The organism is Kitasatospora sp. NPDC094016 (genome assembly GCF_040304045.1).
Lineage (GTDB): Bacteria > Actinomycetota > Actinomycetes > Streptomycetales > Streptomycetaceae > Kitasatospora.
This window is the reverse complement of the sequence record NZ_JBEOUK010000015.1, coordinates 111,224-137,451: the sequence shown is the minus strand read 5'-3', so window position 1 is coordinate 137,451 and position 26,228 is coordinate 111,224. Positions and strand designations below refer to the sequence as shown.

Below are 26,228 nucleotides of genomic sequence, written 5' to 3'. Positions count from 1 at the left end.
GCTCGTCCGGCACCGCCCCGACCGGCACCGGCTCGTCCGGCACCGCCCCGACCGGCACCGGCTCGTCCGTCACGCGCTCTCCCCCACGGCCTGGGTGTCCGCAGGCCGGACGTCGGCCAGTCGGACGTCCAGGTAGGCGGCGAGCCAGCGGTCCAGTTCGGCGAAGGCCCGGGTGCGGGCGGCCTCGCCCGAGAGCACCAGGTCGTGCATGCCGCCCTCGATCCGGACGATGGTGACGTGCCGGCCCAGTCGCGGGCCCTGGCCGGCGATGTCGTCGGCGCGCAGCACGGCGTCCGCGTGGTGCAGCGCGTTGTGCCACTTGGTGGTCGTGATCGACCGGGTCGACGCCATCAGCAGCACCGGCACGTCGATCCCGAGCCCGTGCCGCAGCTGCCGGTGGCCCTGGTGGATGGCGGCCAGCCAGCCCGCGTACAGCGGGAAGCCCTCGGCGGGCTTGAGGGCGAGGTCGAAGTCCCACTCGCCCCGGTGGTCCTTGTGCAGGCTGTGCGTGTAGTGCGGGTTGAGCGTCGACGGCAGCACGCGGGTGGGCGCCAGCCGTCCGATCGCGGTGACGGCCGGGCCGCCGACGGTCCGTACGGCGGGCGCGGCCGGCATCGACAGGAACGGGCTGTTCAGGAACAGCCCCTCCACCAGGCCGCGCCCCGAGCGCCGCCCCGCCCACAGCGCGCCGATCAGCCCGCCGGTGGAGTGCCCGTTCAGCAGCAGCCGCCGGTGCCCGTCCACCTCGCGGATGATCCGCACCGCCTCGTCGATCTCCTCGTCGTACTCGGCGAGGTCGCGCACGAAGTTCGGCGACTGGTGCGGGCGCAGGGAGCGGCCGTACTTGCGCAGGTCCAGGGCGTAGAAGGAGAACCCGAGCGCGGCGAAGTGGTCGGCGAGGTTGGTCTGGAAGAAGTAGTCGTTGTACCCGTGGATGTACAGCACGGCCCGCTCCGCCCCCGGCACCAGCCGGCGCACCAGCGTCGCGCAGACCTCCCCCTCGGCGTCCGGCCGCAGCGTCAGCTCGGCCGTCTCGTAGGGGGCACCCAGGATGTCTTCCCGAAACTCCATCTGCGCCGCACCCGTCCTCGTGCTCGACCTGCCGTACGTCGCAGGTGTCCTTGATCCAGGACCCCGACAATACCGGCCGGTAGCGCGGGACTGCCTGCCGGGCGCCGCTCCGCCGGGCACCGGTGTGACCCGGCCGTCCGCGCCTCCTGATCGCTCCCCGTGCGCCTGCTGTGCGCCGGTGGTCGTGTGGAACGCTACCCGGACAGATCCAACTCCGGTTGTCACGCAGGCGAGTTGAGGAGAACACATGCCGCAGCCCGGCCACACCGATCCGTCGCTGTACCGTTCGGCCGCCGAGGCGATCGCCGCGCCACCGGAGACGCTGGCGTACGTCGCCGGGTTCGACCGCGCCGGGGAGCGGCCGGACGCGCTGCTCACCGTGGACACCGATCCGGCGTCGGCGAGCTACGGGAAGGTCCTCAACTTCGCCGAACTACCGACACTGGGCGACGAGTTGCACCACTTCGGCTGGAACGCCTGCTCCAGTGCGCTGGCGCACGCCTGCCACGAGAACCCCGAGCGGCGCTACCTCCTCCTCCCGGGCCTGCGCTCCTCGCGGCTGCACGTGATGGACACCCGGCCCGACCCCGTCCGGCCGCGCCTCGTCAAGACCGTCGAGGCGGCGGAACTCGCCGCCAAGGCCGGCTACTCGCGCCCGCACACCCTGCACTGCGGACCGGACGGGGTGTTCCTGTCCTGCCTGGGCGGCGGGGACGGGAACGACGGGCCCGGCGGGGTGGCGCTGCTGGACCACACCACCTTCGAGGTGCTGCGCGCCTGGGAGACGGAGCGCGGGCCGCAGCACTTCGCGTACGACGTCTGGTGGCACCTGGGGACGAACGTGGGGGTGACCAGCGAGTGGGGCACGCCCTGGATGGTGGAGGGCGGGGTCGTCCCGGAGCTGCTGCTGGGCCGCAAGTACGGGCACGCGCTGCACTTCTGGGAGCTGGACTCGGGGCGGCACCTGCAGCGGATCGACCTCGGCGACCAGTACCAGATGGTGCTGGAGCTGCGCCCGGCGCACGATCCGCAGGCGGAGTGGGGCTTCGCCGGGGTGGTGACCAACGTCGAGGACCTGTCCGCCTCGGTCTGGCTCTGGTACCGGGAGGGCCCGGCGTTCACCGCGCGCAAGGTGATCGAGATCCCCGCCGAGCCCGCCAAGACGGAGGACCTGCCGCCCGCGCTGCAACCGTTCGGCGCGGTGCCGCCGCTGATCACGGACATCAACCTGTCGGTGGACGACCGCTGGCTGTACGTGTCCGCGTGGGGCACCGGCGAGCTGTTCCAGTACGACGTGTCGGACCCGTTCCACCCCCGCCTCGCCGACTCGGTGCGGCTGGGCGGGGTCGTCGCCCGCACCCCGCACCCGGCCGCGCCGGGACGCCCGCTGAGCGGCGCCCCGCAGATGGTCGAGATCAGCCGGGACGGGCGCCGGCTCTACCTCACCAACTCCCTCTACGGTGCCTGGGACGACCAGTTCTACCCGGACGGCATCGAGCCGTGGATCGTCAAGCTGGACGCCGACACCGAGGCGGGCGGGCTGAGCGTCGACGAGCGCTTCTTCCCGCACGGCGCCGACTTCCGGGGCCTGCGGGTGCACCAGACCCACCTCGCGGGCGGCGACGCCTCCTCGGACTCCTACTGCTACCGGTAGGACGCCCGCCGGCGGGGACGTCCAGCGGCAGGACGTCCCCGCCGGTGGGCCTAGCGGGCGAGCGCCTGGTCGTAGCGGACCTGGGCCAGGGGCAGCCCGGCGGCGAGCAGTTCGGAGCGGACGGAGGCGACCATGCCGGCCGGGCCGCTGACGCAGGCGAGGTGCTCGCGCCAGTCCCCGGCGCCCGCGACGGCGTCGGCGAGCCGGCCTGCGGTGACCGGCGTGAGCGCCAACCAGGGCTTGTGCAAGCTCAGTTCGGAGAGCGCGGACCAGTCGTAGAGGTCGCCGCGGTCCCGGGCACCCACAAACAGGTGGACGCGGCGGCCGCGCGGGCGCTGGGCGGCCTGCTGCTCGACGATGGCCTTCATCGGGGCCAGGCCGGTGCCGCCGGCGACCAGCAACAGGTCGCGGGTGTCGTCCTCGGGCAGCAGGCCGCCGCGCGGCGGGCCGAGGCGCAGCCGGTCGCCGACGGCGGTGCGTTCGACGAGGGCCGCGCTGACCCCGTCCGGACCGGTGCGCCGGACGTGGAACTCCAACTCGTTGTCGGTGCGCGGCGCGCAGCCCATCGAGTACTGCCGCCAGGTGTGCGGGAGCGTCGGGTGCTCGACCGTGCCGTACTGTCCGGCCCGGTACGGGTAGGGCTCGCCGGTGCGCACGCGCAGGACGGCGAGGTCGGGGCGGCGGCGCTCGTGGCCGGTCACCACGGCGTGCCAGTAGGGGGGTTCGGTGAGCGCGGAGTCGGCGCCGGCCGTCATCGCCGCGACGGCGAAGCGCAGCATCCGGACCCAGGCCGCTTCCATCTCCTCCGTCCACCGGGAGGCCGCCCGGTGCCGGATCGCCGCGCACAGGGCTTCCTCGAAGGCCTCGTAGTGGACCGGCCGGACGCCCAGTTTGCGGTGGTCGCGCCCGAGTTGGCGCAGGGTCGAGGCCAGTTCGGCCGGGTGGTGGAGGTGGTCCACCAGGTGGCGGAGGATCCGCTCCAGGTGGGCCTGCTGGAACTCCATCGAGGCGGGGAAGAGCGGACGCAGGTAGGGGCGGCGGCGGAACATCACCGCGTAGAGGTGGTCGATCAGTTCGGAGAGCGGTTCGAGCAGGCCGAGGTCGCGCCGGATCAGCCGCTGGTCGGCGGCGCCGTCGTAGCCGTCGCGGTCGCCCGGCCCGCCGGTGCCGCCGTACGCGCCGGTGCCGGCCGGATCGGGCGCGAACGGCGAGGCAGGGGTGAGGAGTTGGCGGCGGAGCCGCATCGCGTGGTGGCGGGCGATCAGCCGGTCGTACTCGGCGGTGGTGCCGCTGGTGGTGGTGTCCATGACCCGCCCAGTCAATCGCCACCCGGTTACCGGCGAGAAGGGTCGATGGCCCCGATCGGACCCGGGACCATCGACCCCTTGACGGAAGGGTCTGGCGGGAATCCCGTCGCGTCGTTACCGGGCGGGATCGGCCGGGGTCGCCTCGGCGGGCTCCGGGTGGAAGTCGGTGGCCGCCCAACTGGCCAGCAGCCGCAGGGACTCGGCGGAGCCGGAGCCGGGCTCGGCGTGGTAGGTGACGAGCATCTGGTCGACGTCCCCGGCCGGGCGCAGCGTCTCGTACTGGAGGTCGAGCCGGCCGACCACCGGGTGGTGCAGCCGCTTGGTGCCGTGGCCCTTGTCCTGGATGCTGTGGGTGGCCCAGAGCCGGCGGAAGTCGTCACTCTTGAGGGACAGTTCACCGATCAGCGAGGCGAGCCTGGGGTCGTCCGGATCCCGTCCGGCGTCCAGCCGCAGCATGCCGACGACGTCGGTGGCCTTGCCGTCCCAGTCCTCGTAGAGCTCGCGGGCCGACGGGTCGAGGAAGAGCTGCCAGGCCATGTTGCGCTGCTCGGGCGGCATCGCGGCGAAGTCGCCGAGCAGGGCGGTGCCGAGCCGGTTCCAGCCGATGATGTCCAGGCGCCGGCCGAGGACGTACGCGGGCACGCCCTCCATCGCGTCCAGGAGCTGCTGGAGCGCGGGCCGGACCCGCTGCGGGCGGGCGACGGCCCGGCCGGGGCGGCGGCGGGCGGGCCTGGTGAGCCGCCCGAGGTGCTCGCGCTCGGCGGGGCTGAGCCGCAGCACGCGGGCGATGGCGTCCAGGACGGCGGCGGAGACGCTCTCGCCGTGGCCCTGTTCGAGCCGGGTGTAGTAGGCGGTGCTGACTCCGGCGAGCAGGGCCAGCTCCTCGCGGCGCAGGCCGGGCACCCGCCGCCGGGTGGTGCTGTCCGGCAGGCCCACGTCCTCGGGCCGCAGCCGGGCGCGGCGGGATCGGAGGAACTCGCTGAGTTCGGTGCGCTGGTCCATGTCTGCAGTATGCGGGGGATCCGGGCGGCGCAGGTGGGGGGAAGGGTGATACTGCCGTGCGTACGTTCCGTGGTCGTACGTCCGGGGTCCCTACGCGTGGCGTGCGTACGAAGAGCTCTGGTCTGGCTGGCCGCGCCGCACCGGAGCAGGCTGGAAGCATGACGAACTCGACGAACGCAACGACGACGAGCACCACCGAGGGCACCACCCGCACGGTCGCCGCCTACGCCGCGGCGCGGCCCGACTCCCCGCTGGAGAAGACCACCGTCACCCGCAGGGCGGTGGGAGAGCACGACATCGTGATCGACATCAAGTTCTGCGGCATCTGCCACTCCGACATCCACCAGGTCGGCGAGGACTGGGGCACCGGCATCTTCCCGATGGTCCCGGGCCACGAGATCGCCGGCGTGGTCACCGAGGTCGGCCCGGGCGTCACCCGCTGGCAGGCCGGCGACCGGGTCGGCGTCGGCTGCATCGTCGACTCCTGCCGGGAGTGCGACAACTGCCGGGCCGGCCTCCAGCAGTACTGCACCGGCCAGGGCGGCACCGTCTTCACCTACAACAGCGTCGGCCACGACGGCCTGCCGACCCACGGCGGCTACTCCTCGAAGCTGGTCGTCGACGAGGCGTACGCGCTGCGCATCCCCGACAACCTGCCGCTGGACGCCGCCGCGCCGCTGCTGTGCGCCGGCATCACGCTGTACTCGCCGCTCGCGCACTGGGGCGCCGGGCCGGGCAAGAAGGTCGCGATCGTGGGCCTCGGCGGGCTCGGCCACATGGGCGTGAAACTCGCCCACGCCATGGGCGCGGAGGTCACCGTGCTCAGCCAGTCGCTGCGCAAGCACGAGGACGGGCTGAAGCTCGGCGCCGACCACTACCGCGCCACCTCCGACCCGGCCACCTTCACCGAGCTCGCGGGCACCTTCGACCTGATCGTCAACACGGTCTCCGCCGACCTCGACCTGAGCGCCTACCTCGGCCTGCTGCGCACCGACGGCACCATGGTGCAGGTCGGCGCGCCGGAGAAGCCGGTCACGGTGAACGCGCACGCGCTGCTCGCCGGCCGCCGTTCGCTGGCCGGCTCGATGATCGGCGGACTGCCTGCCACCCAGGAGATGCTGGACTTCTGCGGCGAGCACGGCATCACCGCGGAGATCGAGCTGATCCGCGCCGAGCAGATCAACGAGGCCTACCAGCGGGTGCTGGCCGGCGACGTCCGGTTCCGCTTCGTGATCGACGTCGCGACGATCTGACCGTGACCGTCACGGCCTGACCCCGCACTCCCCCGTGCCCCGACGCCCCGCCCCCTGGTGCTCTCCCATCGCCAGGGGGCGGGCGCCGTCGGGGCGCGGGGCGCCGCGGGTCAGGCCCCGGCCGTGCCCGCTCGGGACGACCGGCGTTCCTGGCGCCGGTCCTCCCGCCGCTGCCGCCCCCGGCGCAGCGGCTGATCGGGCAGCCAGCCGAAGGTGAGGCAGGCGCCCACCAGTCCGAGCAGCATCCCAATCACGAAGCCGCCCAGGTTGGAGGTGAGCCAGCTCGCCAGCGCGGCGAGCACGGCGAGGACGGAGTAGAACAGCCGCTGGGCCGGGTTGAACAGGATCAGCAGGCCGCACAGCACCATCACCGCCGGCACCAGGTAGCCCGCCAGCCCCTGCATCCCGATGTGCAGGACGACGGGCAGCGGGGCACGCAGGGTGAACAGGATCTCGGCGCCGCCGAACAGCACCAGCAGCCCGCCCCAGAACGGCCGTTGGCCCCGCCAGTCGCGTTTGACCGGTCGGGTGGTGGCGGGAGCGGGGGCGGGAGCCGTCCCCACGGCCCCCTCCGCGACGCCCTCGCCGGAACCGGCCGGCTCCGGTACGGACTCCGTCATGGTCAGCAGCCCTGGGAGCTGAAGCTCAGCCGCAGGTTGGGCAGTTTGAACCCGACGGCGGTGCTCGCGTAGTTGTGCTGCTTGAGGTGCGTCAGCACGACGGTGTCGGCCTGCTGCCCGAAGACGCCCGGGTTGCCCTTGCCCGCGTTGCCGGCCTTGGTGTAGGTGCTGGCGTCGCCGCCGATCTCGATGTTGGTGAACTCCGCGTCACCGGACAGCATGTCGGAGTCGGTGGTGAGATCGGTGGCGGAGACGGGGGTGCCGCCGTCGCCGGCGTGGATCACCAGGTTGACGCCGCCGAGGTCCACGCTCTGGCACAGGTTGGTGATCTCGGCCTTCTTGATCGCCGAGACCGCGACCAGCACCTGACCGCCGGTGGAGCCCTGGTTGGGGCTGTCGGGGATCATCGAGTCCAGGCTGCCGAACTGGGCGAAGCCCTTGCCGTCGAGCTTGTCCGCGGTGATCGTGAACGGCATGCCGCTGATGGAGAACTGGGCGGCGAGTACGCCCTGGGCGGTGAGGGCCATCAGGACGGCGCCCGCCGCGACGGCCGGAACGGCCATCCAGGCGCTGCGCTTGAGCCGTACCCGCCCTCTCCTGGTGCCGGTCGGCGTCTCCGGGGTCTCGGCCGCGGCGGCGGCGTCCTCGGACATGGCCATGTGTGCTCCCTGTTGGGTGGGTGGGATGTGCAGGCACTGGCACGGTGCCCTGGCGCGGACAGCGTTCCACGGCCCGACCGGGCCGCCCGCCCCTCGGCAGCGGGGCGGGCACGGTCAGGCCGCGCTTTGAGTAACTGGGAAGCTACTGCCCGGTAGTGGCCGGGTCAATACGGGTGCACGAAGGATCTTCACCGATCGGAAACCCGAGCCGGGCGGCCGCCTGTGCCGGGCCGAGGAAGGGCGCGAGACAGAACATGCTCAACACCGGCAGGAGTTCCGGTAGTTGAACAGTCCGGCCGGAGTCGATCCGCCGGTAGAGCGCGCTGTAGACCCCGCCCACCACGGCGTCCACCAGCTCCACGACCCGCACACCGCGCGGGGGTTGTGGCACCTCGGCGAAGAACGCCCGGAACCGGGTGAGGAGTTGGTCCCGCTCGCGGCGGCCGGCCGGTCCGACCGCCTCGATCTCGATCACCGCCATGGTCGCGAAAGCCGGTGTCCCCGCCAGCAGCTGGAGCATCGCGCCGAGCGCCTGCCGGATCCCGGCGCACCAGTCGGACTCCGCCGCGAAGGCCGCCGCCATCCGCCGGACCACCACCCCGGTGCCGTACCGGTGCGCGGCCAGGAAGGCGTCCTCCTTGCCGCTGAACAGCTCGTAGAAGACCGGCCTGGTCACCCCGGCCGCGCGGCAGATGTCGCTGACCGTGGCGTGCTGGTAGCCGCGCGCGGCCACCGTCTGGACCAGCCCGTCGAGCAGCCGCTCGCGCTGGGTCGCGGCCACCACGCCCGGGGGCAGCCGGCTCGGGCCGCGCTTGATGGAGCGGGCCGGGTCACGGCCGGCCCGCGCGCCCGGCAGCAGGATCACGTCGGCACTTCGGAGGTGTTTCCGTTCCATCACCAACTCCTGTTACCCGTATTGACATTGACGCAACATCGGGTTTACAACACTGACAGGTTTCCAACCGGTGGGCGACCCTGTCACCACCGGACGACCTCCAGGGGCTCCGGCGGCCCCGGGCGAGCAGCCCGGGCCACGGGACCACGAGCGGACGCAGGCCCGCGGCGGTGGCAGCCGCCGACGTGCACTCCTGCACTCGCAGCGCACGTCCGCACCTTCACACCGCTGTGCCGTACGAGCGGGCCCGTGGCGCCGGGCCCGCCGCACCACGGCCCCGCGAAGCCCCCGGCACGCCATGCCCACGCACCTCCCCCGCCGTGCACGCCACCACACCCGCACCGCGGGCCACCCCCACCCGTCTCCGCACGGAGAGAGGTCACCCTCATGCGCTTTCGCCGCACGCTCGGTACCGCGGCCCTCGCCGCCCTCGCCTTCACCTGCGCCGCCGTCGCACCCGCCCAGGCCGACGGCTCCGCGGTGCTGACCACCGGCAGCAGCAGCGGCCCGGACGTCGCCGTCGGCGACGTCCTCACCGCCAGTCTGGTCTCGGGCACCACCGCCACCTTCTACAGCAGCGCCAGCGGAACGAGCGGCATCAGCTGCGCCAACTCGGCCTTCTCCGCGACCGTGACGGCCAACCCGGCCGCCCCCGGCAGCGCGGTCGAGCAGCTCAACACCCAGACCTTCGGCTCCTGCTCCTCCAACGTCCTCGGCGTCACCGGCGTCAAGAGCATCACCGTCAACAACCTGCCGTTCACCAACACCGTCGGCGACGGCCCCGGCAACCCGGTCGCCCTCACCCCCGGCGCGGCCGGCGCGATGAAGACCACGGTGGTGCTCAACACCATCCTCGGCAGCATCAACTGCGTCTACCAGACCACCACCGGGATCAACGGCACCACCTCGAACACCGGCAACACCATCGGCTTCTCCTCCCAGCCGTTCAACCTGGTCTCCGGCTCGGGCCTGTGCTTCTCGACCGGCTACTTCAGCGCCACCTACGGCCCGGTCACCGACACCTCGGTGGCGGGCAGCCCGCTCATCTTCGTCAACTGACGACCCGAGGGGCCTTCACCGGCTGACGTCCGGTCAGACCTCGTCGACTGACGGACGGGACCGGCGGGAACAGACGAGCGGCGTACGGCGACCGCGGTCGCCGTACGCCGCTCCGGCGCGCCCGCCCGCCAGCACGCCCGCCCGCCCGGTGATCCAGCAGCACGCCACGGCCCCGGACCAGCGGCCCCGTACCCCACCACCCCGCCGAACCCCCGAGACAGCGAAGTGACCGGCCGGTAGGGTGCTGCCGCACGGACACGGCCGACAGGAACGGGGCGGGCAGATGAGCGGCAGCGGCGACGGCACGGGGTTCTTCGCGTCGGTGGCGGACACCGCCGACCAGCTGGCCGCCACCGGCTACCTGGCCTCCACCGCCGTGGCCACCACCGTCTTCCTCGCCGACCGGCTCGGCAAGCCGCTGCTGGTCGAGGGCCCCGCCGGGGTCGGCAAGACCGAACTCGCCAAGGCGGTCGCCGCGATCGGCCGCGCCCGGCTGGTCCGGCTCCAGTGCTACGAGGGCATCGACGAGGCCCGCGCGCTCTACGAGTGGAACCACGCCAAGCAGCTGCTGCGGATCACCGCCGGCCGCGACGAGGGCTGGGACCAGGCCCGCACCGACATCTTCGGCGAGGAGTTCCTGCTCACCCGCCCGCTGCTCACCGCCATCCGCGGCGACGAGCCCACCGTGCTGCTCATCGACGAGATGGACAAGGCCGACGTCGAGGTGGAGGCGCTGCTGCTGGAGGTGCTCAGCGACTTCCAGGTCACCGTGCCCGAACTCGGCACCATCACCGCGAGCCGCCGCCCCTTCGTACTGCTCACCTCCAACGCCACCCGCGAACTGTCCGAGGCGCTGCGCCGGCGCTGCCTCTTCCTCCACCTCGACTACCCGGAAGCCGAGGTGGAGCGGCGGATCGTCCGGCTCAAGGTGCCCGGCCTGGACGACACGCTGGCCGCCTCGCTGGTCCGGGTGGTCGGCGCGCTGCGCGCGATGGACCTGCGCAAGGCGCCGTCCGTCGCCGAGACCATCGACTGGGCCCGCACCCTGCTGGCGCTCGGCGCCGACACCCTCGACGAGGCGGTCGTCCAGGACACCCTCGGGGTGATCCTCAAGCACCAGGACGACATCCGGAAGGCCGCGCAGAAGCTCACCCTCGCGTGACCACCGCCCCGCCCCCGGCCGACACCGCCGCCCGACTCACCGGCCTGGTCCGCTCGCTGCGCGGGCACGGCCTGCGGATCGGCCCCGCCGAGACGGTCGACGCGGCCGCCGTCCTCGATGTCCTCGGGCTCGCCGACCGCGAGCAGATGCGGGCCGGGCTGGCCGCCGCGCTGCTGCGCTCGGACACCCAACGGGCAGTCTTCGACGCCACGTTCGACCTGTTCTTCCCGCTCGGCGTCGGCACCCCCGAGGCCGTCCGCGCCGACCCGCCCGCACTCCCGGACGACCCCCGGCCGCCGCGCCCCGGCCGCCCCGACCCGCTGCGCGACGACCTGCGCGAGCGCCTCGCCGCCGCCCTGGCCGCCGACGACCGGACCGCCCAGGCCCGGCTGGCCGGCGAGGTGGTGGAGGCCCTGGGCCGGTACGGCGCCGGAGCCACCCCGGCCTCGGACGGCTGGTCGGCCCACCAGGCGCTCGGCCGGCTCGCCCCCGAGACCCTGCTCGCCCGGATCCTCGCCGCCCTGCGCGAGCAGGCCACCGCCCCGGACCTGTCCGACCGCGTCCTCGCCGACGAGATCCGCCGCCGCATCCAGGACTTCCGCGCCCTGGTCGCCACCGAGGCCCGCCGCCGCGTCGCCGAACTGCGCGGCGCCGAGCGGATCGCCGAACGCGCCGTCGCACCCACCGCCGACCGGATCGACTTCCTCGCCGCCGGCCGCGACCAGCTCGCCGAACTGCGGCGCACCGTCCACCCGCTGGCCCGCAAGCTGGCCACCCGGCTGGCCGCCCGGCGCCGCCGCGCCGCACGCGGACGGATCGACCTGCGCCGCACCCTGCGCCGCTCGCTGTCCACCGGCGGGGTGCCGCTGCGCCCGGCCTACCGGCTGCGCCGCCCGGCCCGGCCGGAACTGGTGCTGCTGTGCGACGTCTCCGGCTCGGTGGCCGGATTCGCCGACTTCACCATGCTGCTGGTGCAGGCGATGAGCGAACAGTTCAGCAAGGTCAGGGTGTTCGCCTTCGTGAACCGCACCGCCGAGGTCACCGCCCTGCTGGCCCGCGGCGACGCCGACCCGGCCCGGCTCGCCGCCCGGATCCTCACCGAGGCCAAGGTGATGGGCCACCACGGCAACAGCGACTACGGCTCCGCCCTGGGCGAGTTCGCCGAACGGCACCTGGACGCGGTCGGCCCGCGCACCAGCGTGCTGATCCTCGGCGACGCCCGCAACAACCACCGCGACCCCAACCTGGACGCACTGCGCCGGATCGCCGGCCGGGCCCGGCGGGTCCACTGGCTCAACCCCGAGCAGCCCGCCCTCTGGCCGACCGGCGACTCCGCCGCAGCCGCCTACGCGGGCGTCGTGGAGATGCACTCCTGCCGCAACGCCCGCCGCCTCGGCGAACTGATCGCCCGCCTGCTGCCGGTCTAGGACGGTGAACGCGTAGGAGCGGCAGTAGGACGACTCAGGAGGCGGACGGCTCGATCTCCCCCGCGAAGACGATGATCTGGTCGATGAGGCTCCGCCGCAGATGGACGACGTCCGTTCCCGCCAGGCGGGGGCCTCCATCCGGCGTGGTGAAGACCCACTGGTACCGGGCCCACTCGTCGGGCATGTCCACCGCCGAGCAGCGCGCCATCGTGCCGGTCCCCGCCGGGTGGCGCCGGATGTCCAGCACGAACTGCTCGACCGCCGCGATTCCTTCGCTGCGACCCAACGGCCCCCAGAAGACCACGTCCGAGGTCAGGGCCTGGGCGAGCAGGGCAGTCACATAGCTGTCGTCCGAGGCGTTGAACGCGGAGATGAACGTGTCGATCGCGGAGCGTGCCGTCTCTTCCTGCATGCCTCAGTAATACCAGCCGTTGCGCGTGTGCTCGTCCCGCGAGCCGCCTTCCGATGACGGTGGACCATCCCGGTCACAGCCCTGAGGGAGCTTCCGAGTCCGCCGCCGTGGCGGCCGAAGACTGGCCCTACGCCTGGCCCTACGCCTGGGCCTGAGCCTGCGCCCGGGCCTGCGCCCGGGCCTCCTCGGCCGCCGCCTGGGCGGCCATGGCTGCGATCGGGTTGATGTCGGCCCGGCGCGCCCACTGCATGGCCGTCAGCCGCTGGACCACCACGATCGCCGCGACGGCCGCGACCAGGCGCAGCGCCGAGCCGGCGGTCTCCACCCGGATGGTCTCGCGCAGGTCCTCCAGACTGTCGAGCATCGCCAGGTTCACGTGCTTCATCATCGAGCTGGCGATCCGGTTGACGACCAGCGCGCCGATCCAGGTGGACCACCACAGGATCAGGACCTTCTCCGACACCGTGCGGCGCCGTCCCTCCGCGTCCAGCGGAGCGCTCGCCCGCCAGCAGTCCACCATCAGCTGCCAGGGGAACCAGAGCAGGACGAACGGGGTGACCCAGGCCCCGATGGTCCAGCCGCGTCCGCGGCGGTGTCCGTGCGGCAGCAGCAGGTCGGCGTTCTGGCGGATGCGGTAGAACCAGATGATGAACACCACGGCGGTGGCCAGCGCCAACGGAAGGAAGACCCCGTTCAGCCCCTTCACCAGGGAGTCCACGGCATCGAAGTCGTCGAGGTCGGCCGACCCGTCCGCCAACTGGCCCAACAGGGCATCGGACCAGAGGCCGGCCACGACCGCCCCCGCCGCCAGCATCGCGTTCGCCCCCAGCAGGACGTAGACCGCGACGGCAAGGCCGTTCGCCGGTCGGAGCGCCGCCGCCCAGCCCGGCGCCGCCTCCGCGCAGCCGAAGCAGCGTCGGTTCTCGGTCCCCGCGGGACGCGCCCCACACGCCACACACACCATCAGATCGTCAACTCCTGGAATCGCCGCGTGCTCGGACTCGCACGTCGGTGCCGCCAGCGCCCCGACCGGGGCGGGCGCGCCGACTCTAGGGGATCATCGACGTCCGCTGCCAGCGAGATTTCGCAGCTCAGCGGCGGTATCGCCAGATAAACGACAGATCGCGCGGGAATCGAGCCCCGGGGAGCCGACTCCGGCTCACCGCCCCGACCCGGCGCACCCGTCCCGCTCGATCCGGGTGTGCGGTCGACGGACCCCGGGCGCAGGACCGGTGAAGGGGTGCGAGCGTCCCGGGGAGGTCGAACGCGGCGTCAGGCCGAGGGCACGGGCAGCAGCCGGTAGGCGTCCCCCTCCGTGCGCACGCGGCCGGCGGTGGGCGGCGCGAAGTGGGTGCCGAGCAGCAGGGTGTCCGTGTCGGCGAGGGAGTCGAGGAGCTTGCGGCGCGAGGCCTCGGACTGCCGCGGGTCGATGTCGACGCAGGCGCCGATGGCGGGGTGGGCGAGCTGGACCGGGTGGTGGATGCAGTCACCGGTGATCAGCGCCGTCTCGCCCCCGCTGGTCAGTTCGACGGCGACGTGGCCGGGGGTGTGGCCGGGGGTGGGGATCAGGCGCAGGCCCGGGGTGATCTCGACGCCCTCGGCCGGGACGTCGACGAGGTCCAGCAAGCCGGCCCGCTCGACCGGGATCACGGAGTCGAGGAACATCTGCCTGCGCGCCTCCTCCAGGTCGTAGCCGGCCCAGAACTCCCGCTCGGCGCGGGAGGTGAGGTAGCGGGCGCGGGGGAAGGTGGGGACCCACTCGCCGTTCACCTCCCGCGTGTTCCAGCCGACGTGGTCGGCGTGCAGGTGGGTGAGGATCACCAGGTCGACGGAGTCCGGGGGGAAGCCGGCGGCGGCGAGGCGCTCCAGGTAGTCGGTCCGCAGCTGGTGCCAGGCCGGGTTGGCCCGCTCCTTGCCGTTGCCTATGCCGGTGTCGACGAGGACGCGCAGCCCGCCCACGGAGAACGCGAAGCTGTGGCTGTCGAGGCGCAGGACGCCCTCGTGGTCGGCGAAGTGGGGGCGCAGCCAGTCGTGGCCGGTCACGACCTCGGGGGTGGCCTCGGGCAGCAGCCACGGCCCGGTCGCGGGCGGCAGGAGGGTCTCGTCGACGCGGTGGACGGTGACGTCGCCCACCGCCCAGGCGGGGATGGGGGCGGGGGCTTCGGACGTGGCGCTGGACATGGGGCTCCTCCCGTAAACGCAATCTGTTTGCGTTAAGCCATCGTAGGGCCTACAGTCCGGCTAACGCAAACAGTTAGCTTTTGCTGCGGGCCGCCATCGCGCCCCAGCCCCGATCAGGAGAGAACACCCATGTCCTCCGCCGAACGCCCCTCGGGCCAACCGCCCACCACCGACCTCACGCCGCCCGAGGCCGCCCGCTGGGCCGCCCGGGCCGGGCTCCCCCTGCCCGCCGACCGCCACGACTCGGTCGCGGCCACCGCCAATCAGCTGCTCTCCGTCGTCGCGGTCCTGCGGGAGCTGGACTTCGGGGACACCCCGCCCGCGAGCGCCTACCGCGCGCAAAGCGCCCACTACACGGAAGAGGAGAAGCGCGATGCAGCCGTATGAGCTCTCCCTCGCCACCGCCGCGGAGGAGATCCGGGCCCGGCGACTGTCCCCCGTCGAACTGGTGGACTCGGTCCTCGACCGCATCGAGCAGGTCGAACCGCACCTCGGTGCCTACGTCGCGGTCACCGCGGAGCGGGCGCGCCGGGCGGCCCGCGAGGCCGAGCGGGAAGCGGCACGCGGCCTGCACCGGGGGCCGCTGCACGGCGTGCCGATGGGGCTCAAGGACCTGATCGACGTCGCCGGGCTGGCCACCACGGCCAGTTCCCGGGTCCGCGCCGACCACCGCGCACAGACCGACAGCACGGTCGCCGCCCGTCTGGCCGCGGCCGGCGCGATCCTGGTCGGCAAGACGCACACCCACGAGTTCGCCTACGGCCTGACCACCCCGCAGACCGGCAACGCCTGGGACCGCGGCCGGGTCGCCGGCGGCTCCAGCGGCGGATCCGCCGTCGCCGTCGCCGCGGGCGCCGCGACCTTCGCGCTGGGCACCGACACCGGCGGCTCGATCCGGGTGCCCGCCGCGCTCAACGGGGTCGTCGGCCTCAAGCCGACCTACGGCCTCGTCCCCCGCCACGGCGTCGCGTCCCTGTCCTGGTCGCTGGACCACGTCGGCCCGATCGCCCGGACCGTCGAGGACACGGCCCTCGTCCTGGACGCCCTCGCCGGGCACGACCCGCGCGACCCCGCCTCGCTGGCCACCACCGCCGTGGACCACCGGCCGGGCGCGGACACGGACCTGGCGGGGCTGCGCGTCGGCGTGCCGCGCAGCTACTACTTCGACCGCGTCGACGTGGAGGTGGAGGCCGCCGTCCGGCGCGCCGTCGAGCACCTGGAGGCGCTCGGCGCACGGCTCGTCGACGTCGACATCCCGATGACCCGCTACCTCCAGGCGACGCTGTGGGGGCTGGTGGCACCGGAGGCCACCGCCTACCACGAGCACTCCCTGCGGGCGGTGCCCGAGCTGTACCAGGCGGACGTCCGCGCCCTCCTGGAGGCCGGCGAGCTGATGACCGCCGGGGACTACCTGCGCGCCCAGCGCTCCCGGACGCTCATGCGGCAGGAGTGGGCCCGGATGCTGGAGGAGGTCGACGTGATCGCGGCCCCGACCGTCCCGGTCACCGCCGTACGGACCGACCAGGAGGCCGTCACCTGGCCCGACGGCACGGTCGAGAGCGTCCCCGACGCCTATGTGCGCCTGTCCGCCCCCGCCAACATCACCGGGGTGCCCGCCCTGTCCGTGCCGGTCGGCCGGGACGCGGAGGGTCTGCCGATCGGCATGCAGCTGCTCGGCCGGCCACTCGGGGAGCGCACGCTGCTGCGGGCCGGCCACGCCTACGAGCGGACGCAGCCCGCCCGGGCGCTCGCACCGGCGGTCTGAGGACCGCAGGCGGGCCGGGCCGGAAGGCGTCGGCCCGCCGTCCGGCTCCGAGGCGGGCATCCCGACACCCCGACACCCCGACACCCCGGCACCCCGGCACCCCGGCACCCCGGCACCCCGGCACCCCGGCACCCCGGCACCCCGCAAACGCAAGGATTGTGCTTTAAGGTGTTAATCATGAGTCGCAAACAGATGGTGCGCCCCGGCGGGCGCAGCGCCCGGGTCCAGGCATCGGTGCACACCGCTGTGCGTGAACTCCTCGCCGAGGTGGGCCGCGGCGCACTGACGGTGCCGCTGGTCGCCCAGCGCGCGGGCGTCACCCCGTCGACGGTCTACCGCCGCTGGGGTGATCTCCAGGAGCTGCTGTCCGACGTCGCGGTGGAGCGCCTGCGGCCCGACACGGCCCCGGAGGACCTCGGCGACCTGCGGTCCGACCTGACGGCCTGGGCCGAACAGTTCCTCGACGAGATGGCCTCCCCCTCGGGCCGCGCCTACATCCGCGACGCCCTGCTCGGCGACCCGGACGGCGGCAACGCCGGCCAGTGCTCGGACTACGCGGCCGAACAGGTCGACGCCGTGCTGAGCCGGGCGCGCGGCCGCGGGGAGGACACCCCCGGCGTCGAGGCGGTCATGGACGGCGTCGTCGCCCCCCTGATGTACCGCATCCTCTTCCGCCCGGTCGGCCTCGACCCCGCGTACGCGCGCCGGCTCGTGGCCGAACTCCTCGCCCCGTACGGGGCCGGCCCGTCGGGCGGATGATCGTTCGCAGGGCGGGGACGGGCAGCTCAAGTGATGAACGGGCAGCTCAAGTTATAAGCTTCTGCGGGACGTTCACGAGCCCGGCCGCTGGTCGGGACCTCGCCTGGGAGGAAGCGTCGTGGGGAAGAAGATCCCGGTCCGGACCGGATGCCAGAACTGCTCGCGGTGCACCGGCTCGATCGGCGGCAACGCGGCCCGCAAGACGGTGCGGGGCACCGGGGTGGCGCTCGGCGCGGTGGTCACCGTCGGCCTGAGCCTCCTCTTCATCCGGAGGTGCCGCGCCTGCGACCACCCCATGGGCAGCCACCACCACCACTGATCGCGCCGCCTCCGCCATCCTGATCCGGCTCCGACCCGGTATCCGGGCCGGAGCCGGGCGGGCGTCAGGCGTCCAGGTGCTTGAGGAAGTCGAGCAGCGCCTCGTTGACCTCCGCCGGGCGCTCCTGCTGCGTCCAGTGCCCGGTGTCCGGCAGCCGGACGTGGCGGTGCAGCTTGGGCACCCGGCTCAGCAGGTGGGCCAGCACCTCCGGCGGGACGAGCGCGTTCACCATGTCCTGTTCGCCGGCCACGTACAGCGCGGGCACGTCGATCGTCACACCGTCGAAGGCGGCCATCAGTTCGGCGTTGCGGTCGATGTTCCGGTACCAGTTGAGCCCGCCCGTGAAGGCGTGCTCGCCGTGCAGGGCGTAGTCGGCCGCGAAGGCGTCGATGTCCGCCTCGGTGAGCCAGGCCGGCAGCTGCGCCGGCTCCGGGATGGTGTCCAGCAGGACCTTGCCCTCGGGGACGACCCACGGCTGCGGCTTCCCCCCACCGCGCGGGCCACCGCCCAGGACGCGGCGGAAGCTGGACTTCACGTCGGCCGCCAGTTCGGCGTCGGCGCGGCCCGGCTGCTGGAAGTAGTTCTGGTAGAAGCCCTCGCCGAAGTTCTCCCGGGACTCCCGCAGCGGCCGCGGCCCGCCGGGCAGCGGCGGCACGCTCAGCCCGGCGACCCCGCGCACCAGGTCCGGCCGCAGCGCGGCGGTGGCCCAGGCGACCGGCGCGCCCCAGTCGTGCCCGACCACGACGGCCCGCTGCTCGCCGAGCGCGCGGATCAGCGCCGTGACGTCGCCGACCAGGTGCAGCAGGGAGTACGCGTCCACCCGCTCGGGCTGCTCACTGCGGGCGTAGCCGCGCTGGTCGGGGGCGACGACCCGGTAGCCGGCCGCGGCGAGCGGGGCGAACTGGTGGCGCCAGGAGTACCAGCTCTCCGGGAAGCCGTGCAGCAGCAGGACCAGCGGGCCCTCGCCCTGCTCCGCGACGTGCAGACGGACGCCGTTCACCTCGACGTGGCTGTGCTTGATCGTGTCGTTCAAGTCCCGCTCCCGGTCCGGTGGAAGGGCCGGGCATCCGCTTCGCCCCGGTCCTGCCCCGCGCAACACCGCCGGGGCTCGGGGCATTCCCGCCGATCCGGGAAAACGACCGAGGCCGCTCCGGAACTCCGGGGCGGCCTCGGCGTGGTGATGGAAGGTCAGTTCACCGTGTAGCTGTACGGGATCGCCGCGAGCACCGAACCGGTGGTGCCCAGGGTGTTGTTGGCGGTCGCCACCGAGCTGGGGGCGGACACCAGGTACAGCACACCGTGAACGGTGCTGCCCTTCGGACCGGTCGGAGTGACGGTCACCTGGAGCGAGCCCTTGCCGCCCGACGGGACGGTCACCGGGTTGGCGGCCGGGGCCGAGGCGTTGACCGCCAGGGCGTACGGGTCACCGGTGCTGGAGGTCAGCGCCGGGTCGAACGCCTGGGTGTGCGCGGTCGCGGTGATGGTGGCGGTGCCGGCCGGGGCGCCGGCGGTGCCGAACGGGCCGATCTGCTGCAGGAAGGTGCCCCACACGCCGGGGAGGACCGGCTGCGACGCGCTGCCGTTGTCGGTCACGACCGAGATGGTCGAACCGTCCTGGGCCTTCTTCAGGTCGCCGAAGAGGTCCGGCGAGCCGGTGGTGCCGGACAGCTCCAGGTGGGCCGGCGTCGAGGAGGCCGCCACCGCCTTCAGCTGGTCGGTGCCCGGCGGGACGAGGAAGGACGGCACCGCGGAGGTGAGGCTCAGCGGCAGGGTGACCGTCGCGGAGGCGCCCTGCGGCACCAGCGGGAGGTCGGTGCGGCGGTCCAGGCGGCCGTCGGCCGAGATCTTCTGGGTGGCGACGGTGTTGTTGGTGTAGTTCACCTGGACGGTGACCGGCTTGCCGGCCGCCAGCTTGGCGTGCGGGTCGTTCGGCAGGCCGGCGGCGGTGGCGACGTTCTGGTTGAACGCGACGCTGCCGGTGAAGTCCTGGGCGAGCTCCTGGCCGCTGACCGGGCCGAGCACGTTCAGGACGAACCGCCAGCGGCCGGCGGCCGGGTTGACGGTGGTGGCCGAGACGCCGGCGGTGGTGCCGGTCAGGTTGCCCTGCGCGTCGAGCAGGCCGTTGCCCTCGATGTCGATCGGGGTGCCGTTCGGGCTGATCAGCGCGCCCTGCATGAGCAGCTTCGGGTCCTTGGCGACGGTGACGCCGACCCGCAGGTCCTTCTGGCCCTTCGGGACGTCGAAGGCGTACGCGAAGCTCTGCGTCGGCGAGGCGTTGCGGCCGTTGCCACCGGTGATGGTGCCGGTGAAGGTGCCCTTGCCCTGGTTGACCGGGACGAGGCTGCGCAGCACGACCGGAACGCTGGTGGCGGTGCCGTTGGAGCTGGCGACGGTGATCGCCTGGCTGGAGTCGCCACTGGTGCCCGGGGTGGTGAGCTGGACCTTGAGGGTCTTGGTCTCACCCGGCTTCAGGTCCGCGACGCTCGGGCTGACGGCGCCGGCCGGCACCGCGCGCTGGGTGGCGGTGCCCAGCTGGACCGCGCCGTTGTAGCCGGCCTTGCCCGCCGGGGTGTACAGGACGGCGGTCCACTCGCCGGCCACCGGGTGCGGGACGTCCACCAGGCCGAAGTCGGCCGGGGTGGCGCCGCCCTGCGGACGGGTGTTGGTCTCGAAACGGCCCGACGGGTCGAGCAGCGTCATGCGGACCACGGAGCCGTTGGTGACCGGGCTGGCCGCACCCTGCCAGGCGATCGACGCCGCGAGGCGGTCGGCGCCGGCCGGGACGGTGAACTTGACCTGCTTCTGCACCCAGGTGGCGCCGTTGGTGGCGTACTTGAAGGTGTCGGTGGAGGCCGTGTCCAGCTGGACGGTCTGCTGGTTGCTCGACTGCGGCACGAAGGTGCGGGTGGCGCCGCTGACCGTCTGCGGGGCGGAGCTGGTGTTGGTGACGGTCACGTCGGCGGTGTGGGTCGAGCCGGGGTTGCCGGCGATGTCGACCTGACCGGTGGTGACGACGACGGTCTTGCTGTCCGACGCGCCGGAGCCGGCGTGGTAGCCGCGGGCGGCCTCGACGGCGGCGCGGACGTTCAGCAGGCCGGCGCCCTGCTCCTCGGCCGGGACGCCGAGGTCCTGGGCGGTGCCGGTGATGAACTTCTTCACCAGCGCCGGGGCGGGCGACTGGCCGTTGTGGGTGTCGCGGTAGGCCTGGATGACCAGGGCCGCGGCGCCGGTGACGAACGGCGCGGCCTGGCTGGTGCCGCCGAACGACTGGATCGGCGAACCCTGGCCGTTGTAGCCGGTGCAGTCGGTGTACTTGCTGGTGTCGGGCGAGCAGAGCGCCCAGTCCGACTCGCCCGGCGCGACCAGGTCGACCGTGCGGCCGGCCTGGGTGAAGCCGCCCGAGGAGAGCGCGGAGATGCGGTTGTTGCTCCAGGTCTTGTTGGAGAACTGGGCGGCCGCGTAGCCGGTCTGCTGGTAGTTCTGGTTGTCCGTCGAGGCGCCGACCGCGATCACGTTCGGGTCGGTGGCCGGGGTGCCGATGGTGCCGCTGATGCCCGCGTCGCCGGTGGAGACGGAGACGGTGACACCGGCCTTGACGGCCTGGTCGTTGAAGAGCGAGATGGTGTCGTGCGCGCCGCTGTCCGGGGTGACGTTGCCGCCGAAGGACTCGTTCAGCACGTCGACCTTGGCGACCGAGACCGCGTAGTCGATGGACTGCAGGATCGACGAGTTCGACATGATCTCGCCGCCGGCCCGCAGGGCGACCAGCGAGGCGTCCGGGGCGAGGCCGCGGATGCGGATGTTGCAGCCGGCCGGCAGACCGCGCGAGGCGTTCACGAACTTCGAGACGTCGTAGACCTGGCGGCCCTGGGCGATGACCGCCGAGGCGTCGCCGAAGGCCTCCGCGCCACCGGTCGGCGCGTTCACGCCGTCGCCCGCGAAGTCCTGGTAGTCGACGACGGCGTGCGAGCCGTCGGCCCGGATGAAGTCCGGGTTCTCCGGGTCGAGGCCGTCCGCGATGTAGGCGACCTTGACGCCCTTGCCGGTGGCCAGGTCGGCCGCGCCGGGCTTGCCGTCGGCGCCGACGGCGTGCGTCGAGTAGAGGCCCTCCGGCTCCAGCAGCGGCTGGGACGGGTCCGACGGGCAGATCGTGTTGGTCGCGTTCTGCTCGGCGCCCTGGCCGTTGCTGCCCGAAACGGCCTGCGGAGCGGCGGCCTTGGCCGACTTGGCGCCGGCCTTGGAGTCCGCGGCGTCCTTCGCGGCCGCGGCCTTGCCGGCGGCCGGCGGCGTGACGGTGACCTGCTCGTCCGCGACGACCGAGGCGACGGCCGGGTCGGCCAGCAGCGCGGCACGCAGCGCGGGGCTCACCGTGGCCGAGAACGCGTTCCCGACCACGAAGCTCTTGATGTTGGTGCCGCCGTTGGCCTTGACCCTGTCCAGCAGCGGCGCCTGGGCGTTCGCGGCCTTCTGCTTACGGGCGCCGAGGTGGCCGTTGTCGGCCGGGGCGTCCGCTATCTGGTCCTTGAGAATCACGATCACCGGCACCGGGGTCCCGTCCGCGGACGCCACGGGGGCGTTCTGCGGGTCCGGGAGCGGAGCTGCGTTGGCGCTGGACCCGAAGGTCAGGACCATGGACGCGGCGGTGACCGTGACGGCAGCTGCTAGCTGGGATTTCCGCCAGCCGATCAATGGACATCCTTTCGTCTGATGAGACGTCAGGTTGCGCGGCCCAGCGTACGCGAATCCAGGTCGGACGCGTGGTTGCTCCGGACCGCGCGTCCCGACAGCGGTCGCATTCCAGCGCATCCGACACGACCACGACAAGGGGGGAAATCCCCATTAGAAAGTAAAAAAGACCATCAGAAAGTAAAATTCACGGCAGAAATCGGGCCATGTCCGCCCCTTTTCGCTGACCAGACCCGGTCGGAACTGTCCGATCCTGGTCGGAAAAAGTCGGTGGCGAACTCTGGACAGTGGCGGACCACCGCCATCTGGGACACACCGTCAGCACCGCCACACTCTCTTCCCCCCGGACCCACTCTGAAACCGGACATGACAGAACGGGCCCGCGGTCACACCGGCGCCCGGTGGCCGGAATCCCCCGGCCACCGGGCGATCAGCACCCGATCAGCCGGCGGCCAACCGCTCCTGGGCGTCCGCCAGATCCTCGGCGGTGGGCGCGTCGTCCTGGGTCAGCCGGTGGCGCCAGTACCCGGTGAAGTCGATCGACCGCTTCGGCACGCCGCGCTCCGCCACCAGGTGGCGGCGCAGCGCCCGCACCGCGCCCGCCTCCCCCGCGAGCCAGGCGAACGGCGCGCCGGCCGGCAGCGCGGCGGACCGCACGGCCTCGGCCAGCACGGCCCCGGGGGCCGCCCCGCCCCGGGCCCGCCAGTGCAGGGCCAGCTCGGCACGGCTCTCCAGCGGCTGCCGCTCGGCCGCGTCCGCGACCTCGACGAACGCGAGGGCCCGGACCCCGGCAGGCAACGCCTCGACCAGCGTCGCGATCGCCGGCAGCGCCGTCTCGTCCCCCGCCAGCAGCACCCAGTCGGCAGCGGCGGCGGCCTCGGCGAACGGGACCGACGGGGCGTACAGCGCCGAGGGGCCGACCATCCCGAGCCGCTGCCCGGGCTCCGCGCGCTCGGCCCAGGCGGCGGCCGGGCCGGTGTCACCGTGCAGCACGAAGTCGATCTCGACCAGGCGGGTGCCGGGCCGGCGGCGACGGAGGGTGAAGCTGCGCAGCAGCGGGCGCCGGGCCTCGGGGATCGCCAGATAGGCCTGGTACCAGCTCATCGGGTCGTCGCTCCGCGCGGGCAGCTCGGGCACCGCCTGGCCGGGGCGGGGGAAGCACAGCTTCACCTGCTGGTCGGGCGCCGTGCCCACGGAGTCCGCCAGGGCCTCGGCCTCGAAGGTGACCCGGGCGGTGCGCGGCGTGATCCGGCGGACCTCGACGACCTCGACGAAGGCGACGGGCAGTGTCATCGCAGAACCCCTTCGGTTGATAACCTTACGGCATAAAGAGTTGTCGCAGCCGAGGATACTTTACGCCATAAGGAGTTGCTGCATGGTCGTCTACGCCGGACAGGGCGACGCCCACCGGTCCCTGTCCCTGCTCTGGGGCACACCACCGCAACCGCGCACCGGGCGCAGCGGCCCCAAACCTGGCCTCAGCGTCGACGCGATCGTCTCCGCCGGCATCGCCGTCGCCGACGCGGACGGCATGGCCGCGCTCTCGATGCGCGCCGTCGGCGAACGGCTCGGCCGCACCGCCATGGCCCTCTACACCTACGTCCCGGGCAAGGCCGAACTCCTCGACCTGATGCACGACCGGGCACTCGGCGAACTACGGCTGGACGTAGCGGACTTGGACGACTGGCGCCCCGCCGTCACCGCCTGGGCCGAGGAACTGTACGCCTGCTACCTGCGCCACCCCTGGATCCTCCAGGTCTCGCAGGCCCGGCCGGTGCTCGGACCGGCCGAACTCGCCGCCATGGAAAGCCTGTTGCGCGCCCTGCGACCGGCCGCCCTCGCACCCGCGCGGCTGCACGGCGTCGTCGCGGCGCTCTGGCAGTTCGTCCGCGGCACGGCCGCCGTGGCCGCCGAATCACGCGGCGCCGCCGCCGCGACCGGCATCGCCGACGAGGACTGGTGGACCGCCCGGTCCGCCCGACTCGCCGAACTGGCACCGGACTTCACCGAGCGCTTCCCCCTGCTGACCGCCCTCCAGGGCGCGGCCGACGGCACGCCGCAGGACCGCGACCTGGCGGCCTTCCGCACCGGGCTCTCCGTCCTGCTCGACGGCGTGGCGGCCTCGGGGGCGGGGGCGACCTCGGGGGCGGGGGCGACCCCGGGGGCGGGGACTGATCAGGGTGCCGGTCGGGGCGCGGACTGAGTGCCGACCGGGCTTCGGGCTTCGGGCCTCGGGCCTCGGGCCTCGGGCCTCGGGCCTCGGGCCTCGGGCCTCGGGCCTCGGGCCTCGGGCTGATCCTCTGATCAGCCCCGGCGGGCCGCCGGGATCGCCAGCAGGACGCCGAGCACCAGCAGGGTGGCGTACCCGGCGGTCTCATGGCCGTCCGGGACCAGGAAACGGACGAAGCCGAACAGCCGGAAGCCCCCCAGCCAGTCCGCCGCCAGGCCGGACCCGCCGCCGAGGATCAGCACGAAACCGAGATAGCCGAGCAGCGTCTTCATACCCCGAGCCTAGGCAGCTCCCGGCTCCCGGGAATCCGACTTTCGGCGCGACCCGGGGATGACCAAAGTCGTCCCGGCACCTTCCCCCGGCCGTCCCCGGCGCCCTGCCACCCGGGATCCGTACCACCCGGGCTCCGGACGGAGCAGCAGGCGCGGCGGCCCGGCGGCGCCCCGGGTACGTTCGCCGTGTGCAGCAGATGCCACAGCTTGTCAGCAGAGTGGCGGCGGCCGCCGCGGTGTCCACCCTGATGCTCGCCGCCGGCGCCCCGACCGCCCCCGGGCAGGACGCCGCCGGTGCGATCGGCGGCGAACGGCTCGGCCGGTCCGACGTCCAGGTCGCCCCGCTGGCCGGGGCGCCTACGCTGCCGACCACGTTGACCGGGCGGTCCTGGCTGATCGCCGACGCCGGCACCGGCGAGGTCCTCGCGGCCCACAACGCCCACCTCCAGCTCCCCCCGGCCAGCACCCTGAAGATGCTCTTCGCGGACACCGTGCTGCCCAAGTTCGACCGCACCACGGAGCACAAGGTCACCACGGCCGAACTGGCCAACGTCGGCGCCGGCAGCAGCCTCGTCGGCGTCAAGGAGGACCTGCCGTACCGCGTCGAGGACCTCTGGCGGGGCGTCTTCCTCAGCTCCGGCAACGACGCCGTCCACGTCCTCGCGCACATGAACGGCGGCCTCCAGCAGACCGTCGCCGAGATGCAGGCCCGCGCCCAGACCCTGCAGGCCCGCGACACCAAGGTGGTCTCCCCCGACGGCTACGACATGGACGGCCAGGTGTCCTCCGCCTACGACCTCACCCTGTTCGCCCGCGCCGGGCTGCGCAACGCCGACTTCCGCTCCTACTGCTCCACCCGCACCGCGCACTTCCCCGGCGGGCTCGACAAGCTCACCGGGCAGCGCACCAGCTTCGACATCGCCAACACCGACCGGCTGCTCGGCAAGTACCAGGGCCTGATCGGCGTCAAGAACGGCTACACCACCAACGCGGGCGCCACCTTCACCGGCGCCGCCCAGCGCGGCGGCCGCACCCTGCTGGTGACGGTGATGCACCCCGACACCCAGACCCGGGTCTACGACGAGGCGTCCGAGCTGCTCGACTGGGGCTTCGCGGCGGCCGGCAAGGTCCAGCCGGTCGGGCAACTGGTGGAGGACACCGCCGCCGTCCACCCGGCCGGCATCACCGGCCGGGGCGGCACCGCCGCCGCGACCGCCGCCACCGCCGGCCAGGCGCGTCCGCAGGCCGTCCGGGGCAACGACCCCGGCCTCGCCCCGGCCGCCTGGACGGCCATCGCACTCGGCGCCGTCCTCGCCCTGTGGGCCGCCGGGCGCACCGCCGCCCGCCGCCGCGCCGCACTCACCGCCGACCCGGGCGCGCTCCCCGACCCGGGCGCCACCGCCCTCGGCGGGCACCGCCACCGCGGGCTGGCCCGCCGGGCCCGGGCCCTGGTCAGGCACGCCCTGCCGCGCGCCCGACGGGAATGATCAGGCAC

At 73.4% G+C, this 26,228-nt stretch carries 24 protein-coding genes; 11 read left to right on the top strand and 13 right to left on the bottom strand.

The window, feature by feature from the left end; genetic code table 11:
• Positions 1-69 precede the first annotated feature (69 nt).
• Positions 70-1,071, bottom strand: coding sequence for an alpha/beta hydrolase (locus tag ABT015_RS16990; protein WP_350879823.1), 1,002 nt, complete (start codon positions 1,069-1,071; stop codon positions 70-72).
• A 247-nt stretch (positions 1,072-1,318) separates the two neighbouring features.
• Between ABT015_RS16990 and ABT015_RS16985 the strand changes: the two genes are divergently transcribed.
• Complete coding sequence (locus ABT015_RS16985; RefSeq protein WP_350879822.1) at positions 1,319-2,725, top strand: selenium-binding protein SBP56-related protein; 1,407 nt, start codon at positions 1,319-1,321, stop codon at positions 2,723-2,725.
• A gap of 50 nt (positions 2,726-2,775) precedes the next feature.
• On the opposite strand, the gene ABT015_RS16980 is transcribed toward ABT015_RS16985, so the two are convergent.
• Positions 2,776-4,032 (bottom strand): globin domain-containing protein, encoded by a 1,257-nt coding sequence (locus ABT015_RS16980; protein WP_350879821.1) that lies wholly within the window; start codon positions 4,030-4,032, stop codon positions 2,776-2,778.
• 114 nt (positions 4,033-4,146) lie between these two features.
• Positions 4,147-5,034 carry a helix-turn-helix domain-containing protein gene (locus ABT015_RS16975; RefSeq protein ID WP_350879820.1) on the bottom strand — a complete coding sequence of 296 codons (888 nt, stop codon included), beginning with the start codon at positions 5,032-5,034 and terminating at the stop codon, positions 4,147-4,149.
• Between the two features lie 158 nt (positions 5,035-5,192).
• Here ABT015_RS16975 and ABT015_RS16970 point away from each other — a divergent pair, with 158 nt between their 5' ends.
• Complete coding sequence (locus ABT015_RS16970; RefSeq protein ID WP_350879819.1) at positions 5,193-6,287, top strand: NAD(P)-dependent alcohol dehydrogenase; 1,095 nt, start codon at positions 5,193-5,195, stop codon at positions 6,285-6,287.
• A gap of 110 nt (positions 6,288-6,397) precedes the next feature.
• Here ABT015_RS16970 and ABT015_RS16965 read toward each other — a convergent pair whose 3' ends face one another.
• From ABT015_RS16965 to ABT015_RS16955, 3 genes are all read right to left on the bottom strand, one after another.
• On the bottom strand, positions 6,398-6,907 hold the full coding sequence (locus ABT015_RS16965; RefSeq protein ID WP_350879818.1) for a DUF6114 domain-containing protein: 510 nt from the start codon (positions 6,905-6,907) through the stop codon (positions 6,398-6,400).
• A gap of 2 nt (positions 6,908-6,909) precedes the next feature.
• Positions 6,910-7,566 carry a DUF6230 family protein gene (locus ABT015_RS16960; RefSeq protein ID WP_350879817.1) on the bottom strand — a complete coding sequence of 219 codons (657 nt, stop codon included), beginning with the start codon at positions 7,564-7,566 and terminating at the stop codon, positions 6,910-6,912.
• Between the two features lie 142 nt (positions 7,567-7,708).
• A complete protein-coding gene (locus ABT015_RS16955; protein ID WP_350879816.1) occupies positions 7,709-8,461 on the bottom strand; it encodes a TetR/AcrR family transcriptional regulator in 753 nt (250 codons plus the stop codon).
• A gap of 387 nt (positions 8,462-8,848) precedes the next feature.
• Between ABT015_RS16955 and ABT015_RS16950 the strand changes: the two genes are divergently transcribed.
• The 3 genes from ABT015_RS16950 to ABT015_RS16940 all read left to right on the top strand — a co-directional run bounded on the left by ABT015_RS16950 (position 8,849) and on the right by ABT015_RS16940 (position 12,109).
• A complete protein-coding gene (locus ABT015_RS16950) occupies positions 8,849-9,520 on the top strand; it encodes a Tat pathway signal sequence domain protein (protein WP_350879815.1) in 672 nt (223 codons plus the stop codon).
• A gap of 283 nt (positions 9,521-9,803) precedes the next feature.
• A complete protein-coding gene (locus tag ABT015_RS16945; protein ID WP_350879814.1) occupies positions 9,804-10,682 on the top strand; it encodes an AAA family ATPase in 879 nt (292 codons plus the stop codon).
• Positions 10,679-12,109: a VWA domain-containing protein gene (locus tag ABT015_RS16940; RefSeq protein WP_350879813.1), complete on the top strand. Its 1,431-nt coding sequence runs from the start codon at positions 10,679-10,681 to the stop codon at positions 12,107-12,109. The genes ABT015_RS16945 and ABT015_RS16940 overlap by 4 nt, the downstream gene beginning before the upstream one ends.
• 34 nt (positions 12,110-12,143) lie before the next feature.
• Here the strand turns inward: ABT015_RS16940 and ABT015_RS16935 are convergent, their stop codons facing one another.
• The 3 genes from ABT015_RS16935 to ABT015_RS16925 all read right to left on the bottom strand — a co-directional run bounded on the left by ABT015_RS16935 (position 12,144) and on the right by ABT015_RS16925 (position 14,702).
• Complete coding sequence (locus ABT015_RS16935) at positions 12,144-12,521, bottom strand: nuclear transport factor 2 family protein (RefSeq protein WP_350879812.1); 378 nt, start codon at positions 12,519-12,521, stop codon at positions 12,144-12,146.
• Between the two features lie 139 nt (positions 12,522-12,660).
• Positions 12,661-13,485, bottom strand: coding sequence for a DUF4328 domain-containing protein (locus ABT015_RS16930; protein WP_350879811.1), 825 nt, complete (start codon positions 13,483-13,485; stop codon positions 12,661-12,663).
• Positions 13,486-13,793: 308 nt separating this feature from the next.
• Positions 13,794-14,702 carry an MBL fold metallo-hydrolase gene (locus tag ABT015_RS16925; RefSeq protein WP_350879810.1) on the bottom strand — a complete coding sequence of 303 codons (909 nt, stop codon included), beginning with the start codon at positions 14,700-14,702 and terminating at the stop codon, positions 13,794-13,796.
• 129 nt (positions 14,703-14,831) lie between these two features.
• Between ABT015_RS16925 and ABT015_RS16920 the strand changes: the two genes are divergently transcribed.
• The 4 genes from ABT015_RS16920 to ABT015_RS16905 all read left to right on the top strand — a co-directional run bounded on the left by ABT015_RS16920 (position 14,832) and on the right by ABT015_RS16905 (position 17,545).
• Entirely contained in the window at positions 14,832-15,089 is a 258-nt protein-coding gene (locus ABT015_RS16920) for a hypothetical protein (protein ID WP_350879809.1), read from the top strand.
• Complete coding sequence (locus ABT015_RS16915; RefSeq protein WP_350879808.1) at positions 15,076-16,467, top strand: amidase; 1,392 nt, start codon at positions 15,076-15,078, stop codon at positions 16,465-16,467. The genes ABT015_RS16920 and ABT015_RS16915 overlap by 14 nt, the downstream gene beginning before the upstream one ends.
• A 177-nt stretch (positions 16,468-16,644) precedes the next feature.
• Complete coding sequence (locus ABT015_RS16910) at positions 16,645-17,226, top strand: TetR/AcrR family transcriptional regulator (protein ID WP_350879807.1); 582 nt, start codon at positions 16,645-16,647, stop codon at positions 17,224-17,226.
• Positions 17,227-17,344: 118 nt separating this feature from the next.
• Complete coding sequence (locus tag ABT015_RS16905) at positions 17,345-17,545, top strand: hypothetical protein (protein ID WP_063346158.1); 201 nt, start codon at positions 17,345-17,347, stop codon at positions 17,543-17,545.
• Between the two features lie 64 nt (positions 17,546-17,609).
• Here the strand turns inward: ABT015_RS16905 and ABT015_RS16900 are convergent, their stop codons facing one another.
• The 3 genes from ABT015_RS16900 to ABT015_RS16890 form a co-directional block, all read right to left on the bottom strand.
• On the bottom strand, positions 17,610-18,578 hold the full coding sequence (locus ABT015_RS16900) for an alpha/beta fold hydrolase (RefSeq protein WP_350879806.1): 969 nt from the start codon (positions 18,576-18,578) through the stop codon (positions 17,610-17,612).
• A gap of 155 nt (positions 18,579-18,733) precedes the next feature.
• On the bottom strand, positions 18,734-22,114 hold the full coding sequence (locus ABT015_RS16895; protein WP_350879805.1) for a S8 family serine peptidase: 3,381 nt from the start codon (positions 22,112-22,114) through the stop codon (positions 18,734-18,736).
• A gap of 558 nt (positions 22,115-22,672) precedes the next feature.
• Entirely contained in the window at positions 22,673-23,524 is an 852-nt protein-coding gene (locus ABT015_RS16890) for a siderophore-interacting protein (protein ID WP_350879804.1), read from the bottom strand.
• Between the two features lie 82 nt (positions 23,525-23,606).
• Between ABT015_RS16890 and ABT015_RS16885 the strand changes: the two genes are divergently transcribed.
• Positions 23,607-24,434, top strand: coding sequence for a TetR/AcrR family transcriptional regulator (locus ABT015_RS16885; RefSeq protein WP_350879803.1), 828 nt, complete (start codon positions 23,607-23,609; stop codon positions 24,432-24,434).
• 101 nt (positions 24,435-24,535) lie between these two features.
• On the opposite strand, the gene ABT015_RS16880 is transcribed toward ABT015_RS16885, so the two are convergent.
• Positions 24,536-24,733 (bottom strand): hypothetical protein, encoded by a 198-nt coding sequence (locus tag ABT015_RS16880; protein WP_350879802.1) that lies wholly within the window; start codon positions 24,731-24,733, stop codon positions 24,536-24,538.
• A gap of 197 nt (positions 24,734-24,930) precedes the next feature.
• Between ABT015_RS16880 and ABT015_RS16875 the strand changes: the two genes are divergently transcribed.
• The gene (locus ABT015_RS16875) at positions 24,931-26,220 is read left to right on the top strand and encodes a D-alanyl-D-alanine carboxypeptidase family protein (RefSeq protein ID WP_502897334.1); all 1,290 of its coding nucleotides are present in this window, start codon (positions 24,931-24,933) and stop codon (positions 26,218-26,220) included.
• Positions 26,221-26,228: the final 8 nt, after the last annotated feature.